General features: G+C 59.0%; 13 protein-coding genes. 9 read left to right on the forward strand and 4 right to left on the reverse strand.

Annotation, left to right across the window (positions count from 1 at the left end; translation table 11 throughout):
• Nucleotides 1–37: 37 nt before the first annotated feature.
• Nucleotides 38–1,312 (forward strand): hypothetical protein, encoded by a 1,275-nt coding sequence (locus NTD87_RS12010; protein WP_262114159.1) that lies wholly within the window; start codon nucleotides 38–40, stop codon nucleotides 1,310–1,312.
• A 65-nt stretch (nucleotides 1,313–1,377) separates the two neighbouring features.
• On the opposite strand, the gene NTD87_RS12015 is transcribed toward NTD87_RS12010, so the two are convergent.
• Nucleotides 1,378–2,703 (reverse strand): sigma-54 dependent transcriptional regulator, encoded by a 1,326-nt coding sequence (locus NTD87_RS12015; RefSeq protein ID WP_262114160.1) that lies wholly within the window; start codon nucleotides 2,701–2,703, stop codon nucleotides 1,378–1,380.
• A 344-nt stretch (nucleotides 2,704–3,047) separates the two neighbouring features.
• Here NTD87_RS12015 and NTD87_RS12020 point away from each other — a divergent pair, with 344 nt between their 5' ends.
• Together NTD87_RS12020 and nhaB are read left to right on the forward strand one after the other, a co-directional pair.
• Nucleotides 3,048–3,314, forward strand: a complete 267-nt coding sequence (locus NTD87_RS12020; protein WP_262114161.1) for a hypothetical protein — start codon at nucleotides 3,048–3,050, stop codon at nucleotides 3,312–3,314.
• Between the two features lie 130 nt (nucleotides 3,315–3,444).
• Entirely contained in the window at nucleotides 3,445–4,947 is a 1,503-nt protein-coding gene (gene nhaB, locus NTD87_RS12025; protein WP_262114163.1) for a sodium/proton antiporter NhaB, read from the forward strand.
• A 125-nt stretch (nucleotides 4,948–5,072) separates the two neighbouring features.
• Here nhaB and zwf read toward each other — a convergent pair whose 3' ends face one another.
• From zwf to NTD87_RS12040, 3 genes are all read right to left on the reverse strand, one after another.
• Nucleotides 5,073–6,593, reverse strand: coding sequence for a glucose-6-phosphate dehydrogenase (gene zwf, locus NTD87_RS12030; protein WP_262114164.1), 1,521 nt, complete (start codon nucleotides 6,591–6,593; stop codon nucleotides 5,073–5,075).
• Entirely contained in the window at nucleotides 6,590–7,594 is a 1,005-nt protein-coding gene (gnd, locus tag NTD87_RS12035) for a phosphogluconate dehydrogenase (NAD(+)-dependent, decarboxylating) (protein WP_262114348.1), read from the reverse strand. The genes zwf and gnd overlap by 4 nt, the downstream gene beginning before the upstream one ends.
• Nucleotides 7,595–8,048: 454 nt before the next feature.
• A complete protein-coding gene (locus tag NTD87_RS12040) occupies nucleotides 8,049–8,540 on the reverse strand; it encodes a GNAT family N-acetyltransferase (protein ID WP_262114165.1) in 492 nt (163 codons plus the stop codon).
• A gap of 415 nt (nucleotides 8,541–8,955) precedes the next feature.
• Here NTD87_RS12040 and NTD87_RS12045 point away from each other — a divergent pair, with 415 nt between their 5' ends.
• From NTD87_RS12045 to NTD87_RS12070, 6 genes are all read left to right on the forward strand, one after another.
• Nucleotides 8,956–10,080, forward strand: a complete 1,125-nt coding sequence (locus NTD87_RS12045; RefSeq protein WP_262114166.1) for a C45 family autoproteolytic acyltransferase/hydolase — start codon at nucleotides 8,956–8,958, stop codon at nucleotides 10,078–10,080.
• Nucleotides 10,081–10,252: 172 nt separating this feature from the next.
• Nucleotides 10,253–11,755: an ABC transporter substrate-binding protein gene (locus NTD87_RS12050; protein ID WP_262114349.1), complete on the forward strand. Its 1,503-nt coding sequence runs from the start codon at nucleotides 10,253–10,255 to the stop codon at nucleotides 11,753–11,755.
• A gap of 10 nt (nucleotides 11,756–11,765) precedes the next feature.
• On the forward strand, nucleotides 11,766–12,707 hold the full coding sequence (locus NTD87_RS12055) for an ABC transporter permease (protein ID WP_262114167.1): 942 nt from the start codon (nucleotides 11,766–11,768) through the stop codon (nucleotides 12,705–12,707).
• Nucleotides 12,704–13,570 carry an ABC transporter permease gene (locus NTD87_RS12060; RefSeq protein WP_262114168.1) on the forward strand — a complete coding sequence of 289 codons (867 nt, stop codon included), beginning with the start codon at nucleotides 12,704–12,706 and terminating at the stop codon, nucleotides 13,568–13,570. The genes NTD87_RS12055 and NTD87_RS12060 overlap by 4 nt, the downstream gene beginning before the upstream one ends.
• A gap of 2 nt (nucleotides 13,571–13,572) precedes the next feature.
• Nucleotides 13,573–15,222 (forward strand): ABC transporter ATP-binding protein, encoded by a 1,650-nt coding sequence (locus tag NTD87_RS12065; protein WP_262114169.1) that lies wholly within the window; start codon nucleotides 13,573–13,575, stop codon nucleotides 15,220–15,222.
• 103 nt (nucleotides 15,223–15,325) lie between these two features.
• Complete coding sequence (locus NTD87_RS12070) at nucleotides 15,326–16,600, forward strand: OprD family porin (RefSeq protein ID WP_262114170.1); 1,275 nt, start codon at nucleotides 15,326–15,328, stop codon at nucleotides 16,598–16,600.
• The last annotated feature ends 49 nt before the right edge of the window (nucleotides 16,601–16,649 follow it).

The following is a 16,649-nucleotide window of genomic DNA, read 5'->3' on the forward strand; positions in this document are numbered from 1 at the left end:
AGTCTCATCAAATGTAGTCAGAAGGGACGACTAACCCATGTACCGATCGTTCGCGTTCAGAGCTGTCGTTTGTTTGAGTACCCTGGTCCCGGCCACTTTGCTGCAAGCAGCACCGGACCCCGAGGTAGAAGCCCTAAAACAAGAACTCACGGAGTTGAAAAAACGCTACGAAGCACAACAGAACGCGCTGATGGTACTTGAGCAGCGCGTTAAACAAGTCGAAGAAACACCTGCAACGCCTGCTCCCAAGCGCCTGACCCGCTCCCCTGCCGAACAGACCACAGGCGCCAAGACCGTGGCCACGGGTGCCCCTGGGACCAGTTCGTATGGGCAGTCGCTCAAGGACGACTCGGCACCGGCGCAAAGCGTGTCCAACCTGTATGACGAAGCCAGCGGCTTCTTCGGTGGTGGCAAGTTCAGTCTCGAGACGGGCCTGACCTATACCCACTATGATACCCGTGCATTGGTGCTCAATGGTTTTCTGGCTCTTGACTCGATTTTTCTCGGTAACATCAACATTGACCGCATCAAGGCCGACAGCTGGACCCTGGACCTGACAGGCCGCTACAACCTGGCGCAACGCTGGCAATTCGACGTCAACGTCCCGGTCGTTTATCGAGATTCGACGTACTCCTCTGGTGGTGCAGGAGGCGCAGCCCCGATCTCATCCGACGCCACCGTTACCCGCGATCCGACCATAGGCGATGTCAACTTTGGTGTTGCCTACAAGTTCCTGGATGAATCGGACAATCTGCCCGACGCGGTCTTCACTCTGCGAGTCAAGGCGCCGACAGGTGATAATCCGTACGGAATCAAGCTGGTCAATGACCCGAACAACAACAATTTGTCGGTACCTCAGTCACTCCCTACCGGCAACGGTGTCTGGTCGATTACCCCGGGTATCTCGCTGGTCAAGACCTTCGACCCTGCCGTGCTATTCGGCAGCCTGTCCTATACCTACAACAAGCAGGATTCCTTCAGCGATATCAGCCCCACTATAAATTCCACGGTCCCGGGAGACGTGAAACTGGCCGATTCCTGGCAGGTCGGCGCCGGCATTGCGTTTGCCTTGAACGAGAAGATGAGTATGTCGTTTTCGTTTTCCGACCAATTCGCCGGCAAAAGCAAAATCAAACCAAGCGGCCAGGACTGGCAATCAGTCCCAGACAGCAACTACAACGCTGCCAACTTCAACATCGGCCTGACCCTGGCGGCAACCGACAAACTGACGATAGTCCCCAACCTCGCCATCGGCATAACCCAGGACGCACCGGCCTTCTCCTTCAGCCTGAAATTCCCGTACTACTTCTAAACGCCACACAAGGAAAAGGCCCGCTGCGACGTAAATCGCAGCGGGCCCTTTCGTTTCTCCGCGCCCTAGCGGATCTGGTGCTTGTGCAGCAATCGGTAAAAAGTCGGCCGTGAAACGCCCAGTACTCGAGCGGCTACGCTGAGGTTGTCACTGTGGCGGTTCAATACATCGCACAATGCCTGGCGTTCGGCGCGGGTCTTGTAATCTTCGAGGGTACCCATCGGCGCGGTGATCGCCTGGTGGCCGATCAGCCCCAGATCCCGCGCCTCGATCTGTCGGCCTTCCGCCAGTACCAACCCTCGACGCACCCGGTTGGCCAGCTCACGGACATTGCCCGGCCAGTCGTGCTTGCCCATGGCGACCAGCGCATCTTCACTGAAGCTGCGCGGCCGACGTCCGGTTTCCTGGCTGTAGAAGTGGGAAAAATGGTTAGCCAGCATCGACAGATCGCCGTGACGTTCGCGTAGCGGTGCGGTGACCACCTGCAGGACGTTGAGCCGGTAGTACAAATCCTCGCGGAAGCGTTTGGCTTCGATCGCGGATTCCAGATCCACGTGGGTGGCTGCCAAGACCCGAACATCCACCGGAATAAGTTGACTGCCGCCCACCCGTTCGATGTGTTTTTCCTGCAGGAAACGCAACAGATTCGCTTGCAGTTCAAGGGGCAGATCGCCTATTTCATCCAGAAACAGGGTGCCACCGTTGGCCGCTTCAATGCGTCCGACTTTACGTTGATGCGCACCGGTAAAAGCGCCCTTTTCGTGACCAAACAGCTCGGACTGAATCAGATGCTCGGGAATCGCACCGCAATTGATCGCGACAAACGGTTTGCTGCGGCGTTGCGACTGACGGTGCAGGGTTCTGGCGACCAGCTCTTTACCGGTGCCGCTTTCCCCTCGAATCAATACCGGCGACTCGGTAGGCGCCAATTTGCTCAGCAGTTTGCGTAATTCGCGGATCGGCCGGCTGTCGCCCAGCAGTTCATGCTCGGGCTGGTTGACGTGAATTGTGCCCTGACCGCGCAAACGCGCCATGCCGAATGCTCGCCCAATGGTCACTTGAACCCTGGAGACGTCGAACGGTAAGGTATGGAAATCGAAAAACCATTCGCAGACAAAATCGCCGGCATTCTGCAACCGCAGGAGTTCCTGGTTGAGAACAGCGATCCATTCAGTGCCGCTGCGGCTGATCAGATCTTTGACGGCTTCCGGGCGTTCAAGATGAAAAGGTTGAAGGCGCAGCAAACCAACATCGCAGGAACGATCGGCGGCGTTCTCCAGCATACAGCTGTCGACATCCCAGCCGACCGTGCGCAGGCCGGGTAATAGACGATGGCAGTCGTCACACGGATCAACCACTAGCAAACGTCGCAATGCAGGCGTTTCGATCATGACTGTTCCTTGGCGCCAAAAATTAGAAAAGTTATTAGAAACAGTCGTTTGGCGGTCCTAAATGTAACGTTAGCAAGATCTTGACGCTACCTTGTATCGTTTAACTATAAGGTTCACATCATTTTCGTTATAAAACAGACTTTAATGAGTCACCTAACGAGTTTGAACCTTTCATCCAGCTTTCAACGCGCCCCTTGATGTTGAACCTATAAAAGAAAGTTGAAATTTCTTTTGATTGTGTGTGACCCGCCCCCCTATTGCGCGCATCAGTACAAGTAACCAGCCGAACGGTAAGCCCAACCGACGGCACATCACTTGATTGGGCACAGACGAGAGAAGACCCCATGAACGCCCCGCTCCGTATCAACGAAGCTCTTTTGATTGCCGACCGCGCATTTACACCCTTCCAATGCGTGGCCTGGGCCCCACAGGAAGGCACTGGCGAGCTCAGCCTGACCATCATCGACCGCACCAACACGCCTATCAGCCGTACACAGATCCCGAGCAGCGCCTACACCGATCCGGCCCAACTTGAAGACTTGCTGAAACAGGCTCGCGCCGAATTGAGCGAGGAAGGCTATCAGTTGCAATCCTGGACAATGCCGCGATAAATGAAATGAAGTGCGGATCACAGCGAAGTGATCCGCACTTTTTTATCGAAGCACCTCAAGAAAACTCAAGAACTTGATCTTCCCGGGCTGTTACGGCAAGTTGCGCGCTTCTTGATAGAAGGAGCAACTGATGTCCGGTTCAATGGCCCAGGCGTTTACGCACAATTTCCTAGGGCATTCACCGCGCTGGTACAAAGCAAGCATTCTCGCCTTCCTGATTCTCAATCCACTGGTGCTCTGGACAGCAGGTCCGGTGGCGGCAGGCTGGTTGCTGGTGGCGGAGTTCATTTTCACCCTGGCCATGGCACTCAAGTGCTACCCGCTGATGCCCGGTGGCCTGCTGATGGTCGAAGCGCTGCTGTTGCGCATGACCACACCTGAAGCCCTGTATGACGAACTGCTACACAACTTCCCGGTGATCCTGCTGCTGATGTTCATGGTGGCGGGCATCTACTTCATGAAGGACCTGCTGCTGTTTCTGTTCTCCCGACTGTTGCTTGGGGTTCGTTCCAAGGCATTGTTGGGGCTGATGTTCTGTTTTCTGTCGGCGTTTCTTTCGGCATTTCTCGATGCGTTGACGGTGACCGCCGTGATCATCAGTGCGGCCGTGGGGTTTTACTCGGTCTATCACCGCGTGGCTTCGGGCAATGACCCTCGGCAGGACAGCGAATTCAGCGACGACCACACGCTGCCTGTCCTGCATCACGAAGACCTTGAGCAGTTCCGCTCATTCCTGCGCAGTTTGTTGATGCACGGCGCCGTGGGTACGGCGCTCGGCGGTGTTTGCACCCTGGTGGGCGAGCCGCAGAACCTGCTGATCGGCCACGAGATGAGTTGGCACTTTGCAGCGTTTTTCCAAAAAGTCGCCCCAGTCTCGCTACCGGTGCTGGTGGCGGGCCTGGTGACTTGTGTGTTGCTGGAGAAATTGCGCTGGTTCGGTTACGGCACTTTGCTACCGGACAACGTCCGCGTGGTGCTGGCCAACTATGCGGCACAGGACAACACTGAGCGCACCGACCGCCAACGCGCGGCGCTGTGGGTTCAAGGCCTGGCGGCACTGATACTGATTGTCGGGTTGGCGCTTCACATCGCCGAGGTCGGGCTGATCGGCCTGATGGTGATCGTCTTGATCACGGCGTTCACCGGCATCACAGAAGAACACCGGATTGGTAACGCCTTCAAGGATGCGATGCCGTTTACCGCCTTGCTGGTGGTGTTCTTCGCCGTCGTGGCAGTGATTCACGATCAGCAGCTGTTCACGCCGTTGATCCAGTGGGTGCTGACCCTGCCGGCAGACCAGCAACCGGGCATGTTGTTTATCGCCAATGGCGTGTTGTCGGCGATCAGCGATAACGTGTTCGTGGCGACGATCTACATCACGGAGGTCAAGCAGGCGTTCATTTCCGGTCATATGAGCCGCGAGCATTTCGAAACCCTGGCGATTGCCATCAACACCGGCACCAACCTGCCGAGCGTGGCAACACCCAACGGGCAGGCGGCGTTTCTGTTTTTGCTGACCTCGGCGATTGCCCCGCTGATTCGGTTGTCTTACGGGCGCATGGTCTGGATGGCCTTGCCCTACACCGTGGTGATGGGCGTATTGGGCTGGTATGCAGTGAGCTACTGGTTGTAACACCTACCCTGTGGGAGCGAGCTTGCTCGCGATAGCGGACTGTCAGTCAACTTAGATGTTGCCTGACACACCGTCATCGCGAGCAAGCTCGCTCCCACAGGGTTTTGTGTGAATTATTACCTGGCTCAGCCGAGGCTGTGCCAGACACGACCATCACGAGCCAGTAACTCATCAGCGGCATCCGGCCCATTATCGCCGGCAGCGTAGGTTTGCACGCTGGCGTCCTCCTTCCAGGCATCAAGGAACGGCTGAACCGCGCGCCAGCCGTTTTCAATATTGTCAGCACGCTGGAACAGCGTCTGATCGCCGGTCAGGCAGTCGTAGATCAAGGTTTCATAACCAGTGGAAGGCTGCATTTCGAAGAAGTCTTTGTAGGCAAACCCCAACTCGATGTTGGCCATGTTCAGCGCCGGCCCAGGACGCTTGGCCAGCAGGTCGAACCACATGCCTTCATTGGGTTGAATCTGGATCCTCAGGTAAGTCGGTTGCAGCTCATCGACTTCGGTATCGCGAAACTGCGCGTAGGGCGCAGGCTTGAAGCAGATGGCGATTTCAGTGTCGCGTACGCTCATCCGTTTGCCGGTACGCAAGTAGAACGGCACGCCGACCCAACGCCAGTTGTCGATCATCACCTTGAGCGCAACATAGGTTTCCGTTGTGCTGCCGGGGGCGACGTTAGGCTCTTCGCGATAACCGGCCAACGGTTTGCCGGAAATTTCGCCGGCAATATATTGGCCGCGCACCGAGTTGGCCTGCGCCTCTTCGGTAGACCAGGGACGAATCGCCCCGACCACCTTGGCTTTTTCACCTCGGACCGCATCGGCACCGAATGCCGCCGGTGGTTCCATCGCCACCATCGCCAGCAACTGAAACAGGTGATTGGGAACCATGTCCCGCAGCGCGCCCGTGTGCTCATAGAAACTGCCACGGGTTTCGACACCCACGGTTTCTGCGGCGGTGATTTGTACGTGATCGATGTAATGGTTGTTCCAGAACGCTTCGAACAGGCTGTTGGAGAACCGGCTGACCAGAATGTTCTGCACGGTCTCCTTGCCCAGGTAATGGTCGATCCGGTAGATCTGCTTTTCTGTCATGACCTTGAGCAAGCAAGCGTTCAAGGCTTCGGCGGTGTGCAGGTCGGAGCCAAAGGGCTTTTCGATCACGACCCGGCGGAAGGCGTCGTCGCCCTCCTCCAGCAGCCTTGACGAGCCCAGTCGGCGAACCACTTCACTGAAGAAGCGCGGCGCGGTTGCCAGATAGAAAACCGCATTGCCGGTCCCACTCTCGGCGATTTTTGCGGCCAGCGCCTGATAGGTGCTGTCGTCGAGAAAATCGCCCTGGACGTAGCTGATGCCCTTGGCCAGTTTGGCCCAGAGCACCGGGTCCAGGGTGTCATGGCCGTTGCCGACTTTATTGGCCGCCTCGGTGCGAATGAAGTTTTCGAGCTTTTTGGCGAAGTCCACGTCGCTGATCGCGTTGTGGTCGACACCGATGATCCGCAGTCCATCACCGAGCAAACCGTCACGACTGAGGTTGTACAGCGCCGGCATCAACAAACGCTTGACCAGGTCGCCGTGAGCACCGAACAGGAACAGCGTGGTTGGCGGTGCGGGGTGTGCTTTGGATTTCTTGCGGATCGAAGTCATTTTTTCGGCGTCTCGACATGGCCGCCAAAGCCGAAGCGCATGGCCGAAAGGATTTTGTCACCATAGGCGCCTTGCTGGCGCGAGCGGTAACGGGAAAACAGTGAGCTGGACAGCACCGGTACCGGCACCGCTTGCTCCATGGCCGCTTCGATGGTCCAGCGACCTTCGCCGCTGTCGGCGACGGAACCGGAGTAACCGTCGAGCTTCGGATCGCTGGCCAGCGCATCGGCCGTCAGGTCCAATAACCAGGACGAGACCACGCTGCCACGACGCCAGACTTCGGCAATATCGGCCACGTTCAGGTCAAAACGCTGATCTTCCGGCAGGATCTCCGAGGCCTTGGTCTTGAGGATGTCGAAGCCTTCGGCGAACGCCTGCATCATCCCGTATTCGATGCCGTTGTGAATCATCTTCACAAAATGACCGGAACCTGCGGGGCCGGCGTGAATGTAGCCATGTTCGGCGCGATTATCTTCGGCAACCCGGTCCTTGGTCCGCGGAATGTCGCCCAGGCCTGGCGCCAGTGCAGCGAACAATGGATCGAGGCGATTGACCACATCAGCGTCGCCACCAATCATCATGCAGTAGCCGCGCTCCAGCCCCCAGACGCCGCCGGAGGTGCCCACGTCGATGTACTTCAGGCCTTTTTCCGCCAAGGTCTTCGCGCGGCGAATGTCGTCCTTATAGAAGGTGTTGCCGCCATCGATGATCACATCGCCGGCGTCCAGCAACTGGCTCAAGGTGTCGATGGTTTCTTCGGTCGGCGCGCCGGCTGGCAGCATGACCCAGACCGCTCGGGGTTTATCCAGTGCCGCGACCAGCTTGGGTAAGTCCGCAACGCCAGTGGCGCCCTCTTGACTCAGGGTGTCAACGAACGCGGTGTTGCGGTCATAGACCACAGTGGTGTGCCCGTTGAGCATCAGGCGCCGCGCAATGTTGCCGCCCATGCGGCCCAGTCCGATAATCCCCAGTTGCATGTGCTGATGCTCCTTACTACAAATAAAGGTGTGCCAAAGGTTATAGCGCAATGAGCCTGATTAAGGTTAGCCCAGAGCGCTGCAACATAGTTTCCGGGCGATTTTCCCGAGCTATAGGGATAACGTCCAAAACATTGGCGAAGACACAGGGACAACGAAAAATGAAAAAGTTCCCTCAATGACAGATAAAAACCAAAATTGGCGCTAGGCGCCAATGAAAAAGGGCATCCCCAAGGGTAATGCCAGTCAGTTAGAGAAAAGCGCGCCGAACGCAAAACCTGTGGCGAGGGGGCTTGCCCCCGTTCGGCTGCGAAGCAGTCGTAAACCGGCAAATGCATTCTTCCTGAAGCAATGCGACCATCGATTTTAGGGCCGCTTCGCGACCCAACGGGGGCAAGCCCCCTCGCCACAAATGTCCGCCAGACTAAAGATTTACATTAACTGACTGGCATTCATCCCCAAGGTTGCCCTCTCTTGTTCAAAGCGCCTTGGTCCAGAACAGCATACGGCCATGCGCCGGGTCGAACATCCCCGCTGAAAACCCGAACTTGCTGTAGGAACCCTGCGCGACGGCGTTGCCCTCCAGCACTTCCAGAGTAATTTTGCAGCAGCCGCGCTGACGGGCGATGTCCTCGACCTTTTGCAGCATTTTCTGGCTCAGCCCCAACCCGCGGAATTTTCCGACCACCGCCAGATCGTGGACGTTGACCAGTGGCCGGCAGGCGAACGTCGAGAAACCTTCGAAGCAATTCACCAGCCCCGCCGGTTCCCCGTGAACAAACGCGAGAACACTGAACGCATGGGGTCGCTTGGCCAGTTCGCCGGGCAGTTGCTGCAAGACATCAGCCGATAACGGCGTGCCACCGCCCATCGGGTCTTCAGCGTAGTGGTTCAGAACCAGACTGATCGCTTCGGCATGTATCGGATTGGTGTAGCTGGCCTGGAGTACCAGGATTTCTGCGGATTCCATTTCCATCCTCGATCGAACAGTGAGTGTGCATTCCTGCGTGCATCGCTTGTCAGCGCTGGGTTAGCCGACCTTAGCGTGCCGGGAACACTGCGGACAACTGCCAATCACCACAGCCCAGTGTTTTTTTCGGCAACTTTACGGGACTACCCCCTTCGCCCCTCCCTGGCACAAAAAGCAGGAGTTTTCCGATTTTTATGAAAGCTAAATACACGAAATAAACACAACAGGCAGGACGATGCGCCATAAACACCGCTGAACCACAGATAAACAGGGGCTTTGCGAGCATGGCTCGATGTCTGACCCGTTGTAGGACGCCTACAACAAGGTTTTATTAGTCAACCAAAAGCATTGACAGCGGAATTGGATCCGGCAACTCTTGTATCCAACGAAAACAAAAAACATGAGACTGCCAACCATGAGCCACTCCCCGTTCCCTCTCGTCGAAATCAGCGGTCCCCCCTTTGAACGCGGCGTTCAATACGGCCAAACCGTCAGCCAGCGGATTCACAAAAGCATCGAAATCTACTCTGTCCAACTGCTGAAGATGGGTTACACCTGGGCCGACATCCGTGGCTTCGCCAACGAGTTTGTGCCGAGCATCGAAGCGTTCGAGCCGGAGTACGCCCAGGAAATGCGCGGTATCGCCGAGGGTGCGGGCTGCGATTTCGAAGCCATTGTGCTGATCAACGCCCGTACCGAAATCATTCAACTGGGCCGGCGCAAGGCGCGTCTGCCCGATCCGGACGGCTGCACCGGGGCGGTGATTCTGCCGATGGCTTCGGCGGCAAACGAAGTGATTCACGGACAAAACTGGGACTGGCGCGCGGAATGTGCCGAAAGCGCCATTGTGTTGAAAGTCCGCCGCGAAGACGGCCCGGATGTACTGACCTTCACCGAGGCCGGTGGCCTGGCCCGCAACGGGTTGAACTCGATCGGCACCGCGATCACCGCCAACTACCTGGAATCCGAACGCGACTACACCCAGGTCGGCGTGCCACTGCCGTTCATTCGGCGCAAGGCACTGGAGGCCGCGCACTTCGCGCTGTCGATCAAGGTGGTCGCCACCACGGCCAAATCCACCTCCAACAACATGATGCTCAGCCACGCCGGCGGGTATGCCATCAACTTTGAATGCGCCCCCGACGAAGTCTTCCCGATTCAGGCCGAACAGGGATTGCTAGTCCATGCCAATCACTGGCAGAGCCCGGTGGCACTGGGCAAGCTGCGTGAAGCCGGATTGTGCAGCGTGCCGGAAAGTCTCTACCGCGATGTGCGCGTGCGGCAGATCCTCAGCGAAACGCCCGGACAATTGACCGCAGAGCACATGAAAAAAGCCTTCTTCGATGACTTCGGCACGCCTTGGGCCGTGTGCCGCCCACCGCTTTCCAACATGGCCGGCAACCTGTCGGCCACGGTCGCCATGGTGGTAATGCGGCCGGCCAAGGGTTTGATGGACGTCGCACCATTACCGGCCGTCAATCGCGAGTTCACTACCTACTCGCTGGCAATGGAGGGCGACATCAACCGCTACCTCAAGTAACTCACGCGACACCCACGCCCTCTGGGCAGCACAACAAGAACAATAAACAACCAACGGTGTGCGACGGCTGCCGATTCCAACCGTCGCACACCGCCCATGGAGCATCACTCCCGTGCATACATTCACTCGTATTGCCCTGACGCTAGGGTTCAGCAGTCTCGCCCTTGGTAGTGTGAGCGCCGAAGCCGCCAGCACTCTGCGCGTGGCCCTCAACGCAGACATTCGCAGCACCGACCCCGGCGTCAACCGCGACGAAAACACCGACGCGGTGGTTCTGCACATTGTCGAAGGCCTGGTGGCCTACCGCGAAGACGCTTCGGTCGGCCCGCTGCTGGCCAGCAAGGTCGAAGTGTCGGCCGATGGCCTGGAATACCGTTTCACCCTGCGCGACGGTGTGAAGTTTCATAACGGCGCCACCCTGACTTCCAGCGACGTACTGTGGACCTGGAAACGTTATCTCGATCCGCAGACCCAGTGGCGCTGTCTGGCAGATTTCGACGGCCGAGGCGTGGCGAAAATCGCCGACATCAGCGCGCCCGATCCATTGACCGTGGTCTTCACCCTGGACAAACCCAATGGCTTGTTCCTCGCGCAAATGGCTCGTTCCGATTGCGGCGGCACCGGCATCCTGCATCCGTCTTCCGTGGATGCCAGCGGCAAATGGCAAGCGCCGATCGGTACCGGACCGTTCAAATTCGCCGAATGGAAACCGGGGCAATACGTCGATCTGCAACGCTTTGCCGACTACAGCGCCCGCCCGGAGACGGCTCTCGATGGCTACACCGGCAACAAACAGGCCTTCATCGACGATCTGCGCTTCATGGTGATTCCCGATGCCGCCTCAGCCAAAGCCGCACTGCAATCCAAAGGCGTCGACGTACTGCCCGATGTCACGGTGATGGACGCTCGCGAACTCAGCGCCTTGCCGGGCATCAAGACCTCCAGCAGTTCCAACATGTCGCTCAACGCGCTGCTGTTCCAGACCCGCGACCCGCTGCTCAAGGACGTGCGCATCCGGCGTGCCATCGCGCTGTCGCTGGACAGCGAGCAAATGGTCCAGGCATTGACCGAAGGCACCTCCCACGCCAACAACTCGGTAGTGCCAGACACCAGCCCCTACTACAAAGACGTTCAGAAGCAAGGCTACACAGCCAACATCGAAGAAGCCAAACGCCTGCTCAAGGAAGCCGGTTATAACGGCCAGCCGTTGAAGATCATCACCAACAAGCGCTACCAGAGCGTATTCGACATGGCGGTGCTGAGCCAGGCCATGGCCCAGGCCGCCGGGTTGAACATCGATATCGAAACCCTCGAATGGGGCACGCAACTGGAGCGCTACCAGAGCGGTGCGTACCAGGTCATGGCATTTCCCTATTCGGCGCGGTTCGACGCGGCGCTGAACTTCGAGTCGGTGATGGGCGACAAAAATCAGCAACCGCGCAAGGTCTGGGACAACCCCCAGGCGCAAGGCTGGATGCTTGAATCCATGCGCGAAACCGCGCCACTCAAACGTCAGGCGCTGTTCGACCAGTTGCACCGGCAGATGCTCGCCGATGTGCCCATGGTGGTGATGTACAACGGCAGCACTGTCGGCGCCTTTCAGGATCGGGTCGACGGTTACCGCTCCTGGCCCATCGCCAAACCGCGCCTGTGGGGCGTGAAACTGGCCGAGTAGGAGATCGATCATGCTGCGATTTATCGCTCAACGCCTGGCACTCTCCGTGCCGACCCTGTTGCTGATCTCCGTAGTGGTGTTCGCGCTGATCCGCTTCATCCCCGGCGATCCGGCGCTGCTAATGCTCGGCGATATGGCCGACCCAAAAAGCCTGGCCACCACACGTGCGGCACTGGGGCTGGATCACTCGATAGGCGTGCAGTTCGCCTATTGGCTGCAGTCAGTGCTCAGCGGTGACCTCGGTGTGTCGATCACCAGCAAACAACCGGTGCTGGAACTGATCCTCGACCGTTTCTCGGTCAGCGCCAGCATCGTGCTGGTAGCGGTTCTGCTGGCGGCGCTGATTGCCGTACCAGCCGGCCTGTTCGCTGCCTGGAAACAGGACAGTGCGCTGGACCTGGGGCTGGTCACCGGCGCGACCCTGCTGCTGTCGATTCCCAGCTTCTGGCTCGGCCTGCTGTTGCTCTACGCGTTCGGGATCAAGCTCAACTGGCTGCCCGTGGTGGGTTATGTGCCGTTCGCGCAGAACCCCGGTGAAGCCGTGACCTATCTGGTACTGCCGATTGTCACCCTGACGCTGGTGGAGTTGGGGGCGATTACCCGGATGGCCCGGGCCAGCACCATCGAGGTGCTGCGCCTGGAATACATCGCCCACGCCAGAGCCAAAGGTTTATCGGAACGCGCGGTGCTGTGGCGTCACGCGCTGCCAAATGCCTTCGCGCCGACCTGGACCTTGATCGGCTTGATCCTCGGCAATTTGCTGGGCGGTATCGCGGTACTGGAAACGGTGTTCACCCTGCCCGGCATCGGCCGTTTGATGGTCGACGCCATCTACGCTCGCGATTACCCCGTGCTGCAAGGCTGCCTGCTGTTGATCACCTTCATCTACGTGGCGGTCAACCTGCTGGTGGACCTGCTCTATCCACTCTTCGACCCGAGGGTGAAGTTATGACCGTCTCCCTGCCTCCTGTATCTGTCAGCCCCACGCCTACGCGTCGCCCGCTGCGTTGGCCACCGGCAAACGCCTTGATTGGCGGCACGCTGTTGGCACTGCTGATCAGCATGGCCTTGCTCGGCGTGTTCTGGACACCTTACGACCCGCTGAAAATCGACTTGCTGACTCGCCTCAAGGCACCCTCGGCGCTGCATTGGCTGGGCACCGACGAGTTTGGTCGTGACGTGCTCAGCCGGCTGATCATCGGTGCGCGCACCAGTTTGTGGATCAGCCTGCTGACCGTGTGCCTGGCGCTGTTTTTCGGCAGCCTGATCGGCATGCTCGCCGGCTACCTGCGAGGTTGGACCGATCGCGTGCTGATGATGATCAACGATGCGCTGCTGGCCTTCCCCGGCATTCTGATGGCGCTGGGGTTGATGGCGATCATCGGTGCCAGCCAGTACGGAATTGTGCTGGCCTTGAGCATCGCCTACACACCGTCGGTGGTTCGGGTGGTGCGTGGCAGTGTGCTGTCGCTGCGTGAACGCGAGTTCATCGAAGCTTCACGGGTGATCGGAAATTCAGAGTTCTACACGCTGTACCGGCACGTCGCACCCAACTGTGTCGCGCCGCTGTGCGTGCTCGCCACCAGCATGTTCGGCTGGACGCTGCTCTCGGAAAGCGCCTTGAGCTTCCTCGGCCTGGGTGTTCCGCCACCTGCGGCGACCTGGGGCAACATGCTCGCCGCCAGCCGCCCGTACATTGCCAACGCCACCTGGCTCGGCCTGTTCCCGGGGCTGTTCATCGCCCTGGCGCTGGTCGCCATCAACCTGTTCGGCGACGCCTTGCGCGACCGCCTCGACCCTCGAATGAGCCGTTGATCATGCCCAGTCAAACACCGTTGCTTGAAGTCGACCATTTGCTGATCCGCGCTGGCGCCCAAGGCCCGCTGGCGGTCAACGATCTGAGTTTCACTGTCGCTCCCGGCGAGATTGTCGCGCTGGTGGGTGAGTCCGGGAGCGGCAAGACCATGGCCGCACGTGCAGCGATTGGCCTGCTGCCCCTGCCGATGGAGGTCTGTGGCGGCGCGATCCGCTTTGAAGGCCAGGACCTCAATCAGCTCAGTGGCGCGCCATTGCGTGACATCCGCGGCGCACGGATCGGCATGGTGTTCCAGGAACCGATGGTGTCGCTCAACCCGGCCATCCGCATCGGCGAGCAAATGGCCGAAGGCCTGCGCCTGCACACCGACCTGAACACGGCACAGATTCGCGAACGCTGCGTGGACATGCTGACGCGCATCGGCATTGCCGACCCCGAACGCTGTCTGAGCGCCTATCCCCATGAGTTCTCGGGCGGCATGCGTCAGCGGATCATGCTCGCCTCGGTGATGCTACTGCGTCCGGCGCTGCTGATTGCCGACGAACCCACCACCGCGCTCGATTGCCTGGCGCAACTGGACGTGATTGAACTGATGCTGGAGCTCACCCGCGAACAAGGCACGGCGATCTTGTTCATCAGCCACGATTTGTCACTGGTGGCGCGTTATGCCCACAAGGTCGTGGTCATGCGTCACGGCAAGGCAGTGGAGCAAGGCTCGATCAGTCATATTCTGCTGGCCCCGCAACACGCCTACACCCGCCAATTGCTCGAAGCACTGCCCAAGCGCGGCGAACTGACTGCGTTGCCTGCGGCCGACAAACCCTTGGTGGAAATTACGGGTGTCAGCATCGAGCATCCGGGTCATGCGCGGTTCTGGGGTAAATCGCAGCCCAAGCGCGCCGTGCACAACGCCAACCTGTGCATCGCCCCCGGTGAAACCCTGGCACTGGTGGGCGGCAGCGGGTCGGGCAAAACCACGCTGGGACGTGCGCTGGTGGGGCTGGTCACCCCCTGCGCCGGCGAGATTCGCTTCAAGGGCATTGATATTCTCAAGGCCGGTCAGCGTGAGCATCGGCTGCAATGCCAGATGATCTTTCAAGACCCCTACTCGTCCCTCGACCCACGGATGCGCATTGGCGAAACCCTCGCCGAACCGCTGCGCCACCTGCCGGCGCTCAGCGCAGAACAAAAACGTCAACGCGTCGCCACCACACTGGTGGACATCGGTTTGTCGCCAGACTTCATGGAGCGGTTTCCCCATCAATTGTCGGGCGGTCAACGCCAGCGAGTGGCCATCGGCCGAGCGCTGGTTCGGCACCCGCAACTGGTGATCGCCGACGAACCGATCTCGGCGCTGGACATGACCATCCAGAAGCAAATCCTCGAACTGTTCGAGCGCTTGCAGGCGCAATACGGCTTTGCTTGCCTGTTCATTTCCCATGACCTGGCGGCCGTCGAACGCATCGCCCATCGGGTGGCGGTCATGCATCAGGGTCATATCGTGGAAATCGGCAGCCGTGACGCGGTCTTCGATAAGCCCCTGCATCCCTACACCCGGCAATTGCTGGCGGCCGCGAGCCCACTGGAACAACTTGCGGGTGGCGGTTACCGCCTACGACCAAAACCCGCAAGCCTGCAACCCACGCCTTAGTTAATCACTGACTTCACCGCAGGCGCCTTCAGATACCGCTGAAGACGCCCATGGCGAAGCCATGCCCGAAAAACAACAAAGAGCCCTCACAGGAGCCAACACCATGAACGCACGACTCATGCAGCACTTGACCTTGATCGGCGGCACCAGCCTGCTGCCGATGGCAGCCGAGGCGGAGTTTCTCAAGGACAGCAAAGCCGCTCTGGACCTGAAAAACTACTACTTCAACCGTGATTACCGCGAAGGCGATGGTCAGTCCAAGCGCGACGAATGGGCCCAGGGATTTCTACTGAACCTGCAATCGGGCTACACCGAAGGCACAGTCGGCTTTGGCCTGGACGCACTCGGTATGCTCGGGCTGAAACTCGACTCCAGCCCGGACCGCTCCGGTAGCGGCTTGTTGTCCCGGGAAAGCCAGGCCGAACCCGGCAAACCGAGCTACGCCAGGCGTGCCCACGACAGTTATTCCAAGCTCGGTCTGACCGCCAAGGCCCGCATTGCCAAGAGCGAGCTACGCATCGGCCATTTGCTGCCCGACCTGCCGCTGCTGCAACCCAACACCAGCCGGGTGCTCCCGCAGACCTTCGAAGGCGCCCTGCTCAGCTCCAACGACATCAAGGGCCTGACCCTGCGCGGCGGGCAGATCGATCAAGTCAAACAACGGGAATCGACACACTACGAAAAGATGGGCCTGACCAGCCAGAGCGGCGCTTACAAGAGTTCGGCAAAAAGTGACGAGTTCAGTTTCGGCGGCGCTGATTACCAGTTCAACCCAACGCTGACTGGCAGCTATTACTATGCGCAGCTTGAGGACATTTATCAGCAGCACTACGTCGGCCTCAAACACAGCCTGGCGCTGGGCGGTGGCACCCTGAAAAGCGATATTCGCTACTTCAGCGCCGACGAGGCAGGTGCAGGTCTGGCCGGCACCGTCGACAACCGCGCGTTGAGCACACGCTTCATGTACACGATTGCCGGGCATTCCATTGGTGGTGGCTTCCAGCAGCAGTACGGTGAAACACCGTTTGCCTACGTCGACGGCAGCAACACCTACCTGTTCACCGAGTACCAACTGAGCAACTTCTCGCAAACCAAGGAACGCGCCTGGCACGCCCGCTACGATTTTGACTTCGCTGCAGCGGGCATTCCGGGGCTGCTGTTCTCTACACGCTATGCCAAGGGCGATCAGGCACAGATCAGGAAGTTTGTCGGCGAAGGTCGGGAATGGGAACGTGACATCGATCTGGGCTACACCATTCAGAGCGGTCCGCTGAAGAACGTCAGCGCCCGCTGGCGTAACGGTTTGAGCAAGAGCAACTACCAGCGCGACACCAACGAAAACCGCTTGATCATCAGTTACAACATCAAGCTCTGGTAATACGGCGTTGAGGATCGCAGGCTGCGCTAAGGCTGTGGCGTAGCCTGCG

The organism is Pseudomonas sp. 6D_7.1_Bac1 (genome assembly GCF_025465945.1).
Classification (GTDB): domain Bacteria; phylum Pseudomonadota; class Gammaproteobacteria; order Pseudomonadales; family Pseudomonadaceae; genus Aquipseudomonas.

Excerpts from the sequence above, each read along its gene's own strand:
- NTD87_RS12010 (WP_262114159.1), top strand. The coding sequence starts at position 38 with ATGTACCGATCGTTCGCGTTCAGAGCTGTCGTTTGTTTGAGTACCCTG.
- NTD87_RS12015 (WP_262114160.1), bottom strand. The coding sequence starts at position 2,703 with ATGATCGAAACGCCTGCATTGCGACGTTTGCTAGTGGTTGATCCGTGT.
- NTD87_RS12020 (WP_262114161.1), top strand. The coding sequence starts at position 3,048 with ATGAACGCCCCGCTCCGTATCAACGAAGCTCTTTTGATTGCCGACCGC.
- nhaB (WP_262114163.1), top strand. The coding sequence starts at position 3,445 with ATGTCCGGTTCAATGGCCCAGGCGTTTACGCACAATTTCCTAGGGCAT.
- zwf (WP_262114164.1), bottom strand. The coding sequence starts at position 6,593 with ATGACTTCGATCCGCAAGAAATCCAAAGCACACCCCGCACCGCCAACC.
- NTD87_RS12040 (WP_262114165.1), bottom strand. The coding sequence starts at position 8,540 with ATGGAATCCGCAGAAATCCTGGTACTCCAGGCCAGCTACACCAATCCG.
- NTD87_RS12045 (WP_262114166.1), top strand. The coding sequence starts at position 8,956 with ATGAGCCACTCCCCGTTCCCTCTCGTCGAAATCAGCGGTCCCCCCTTT.
- NTD87_RS12055 (WP_262114167.1), top strand. The coding sequence starts at position 11,766 with ATGCTGCGATTTATCGCTCAACGCCTGGCACTCTCCGTGCCGACCCTG.
- NTD87_RS12060 (WP_262114168.1), top strand. The coding sequence starts at position 12,704 with ATGACCGTCTCCCTGCCTCCTGTATCTGTCAGCCCCACGCCTACGCGT.
- NTD87_RS12065 (WP_262114169.1), top strand. The coding sequence starts at position 13,573 with ATGCCCAGTCAAACACCGTTGCTTGAAGTCGACCATTTGCTGATCCGC.
- NTD87_RS12070 (WP_262114170.1), top strand. The coding sequence starts at position 15,326 with ATGAACGCACGACTCATGCAGCACTTGACCTTGATCGGCGGCACCAGC.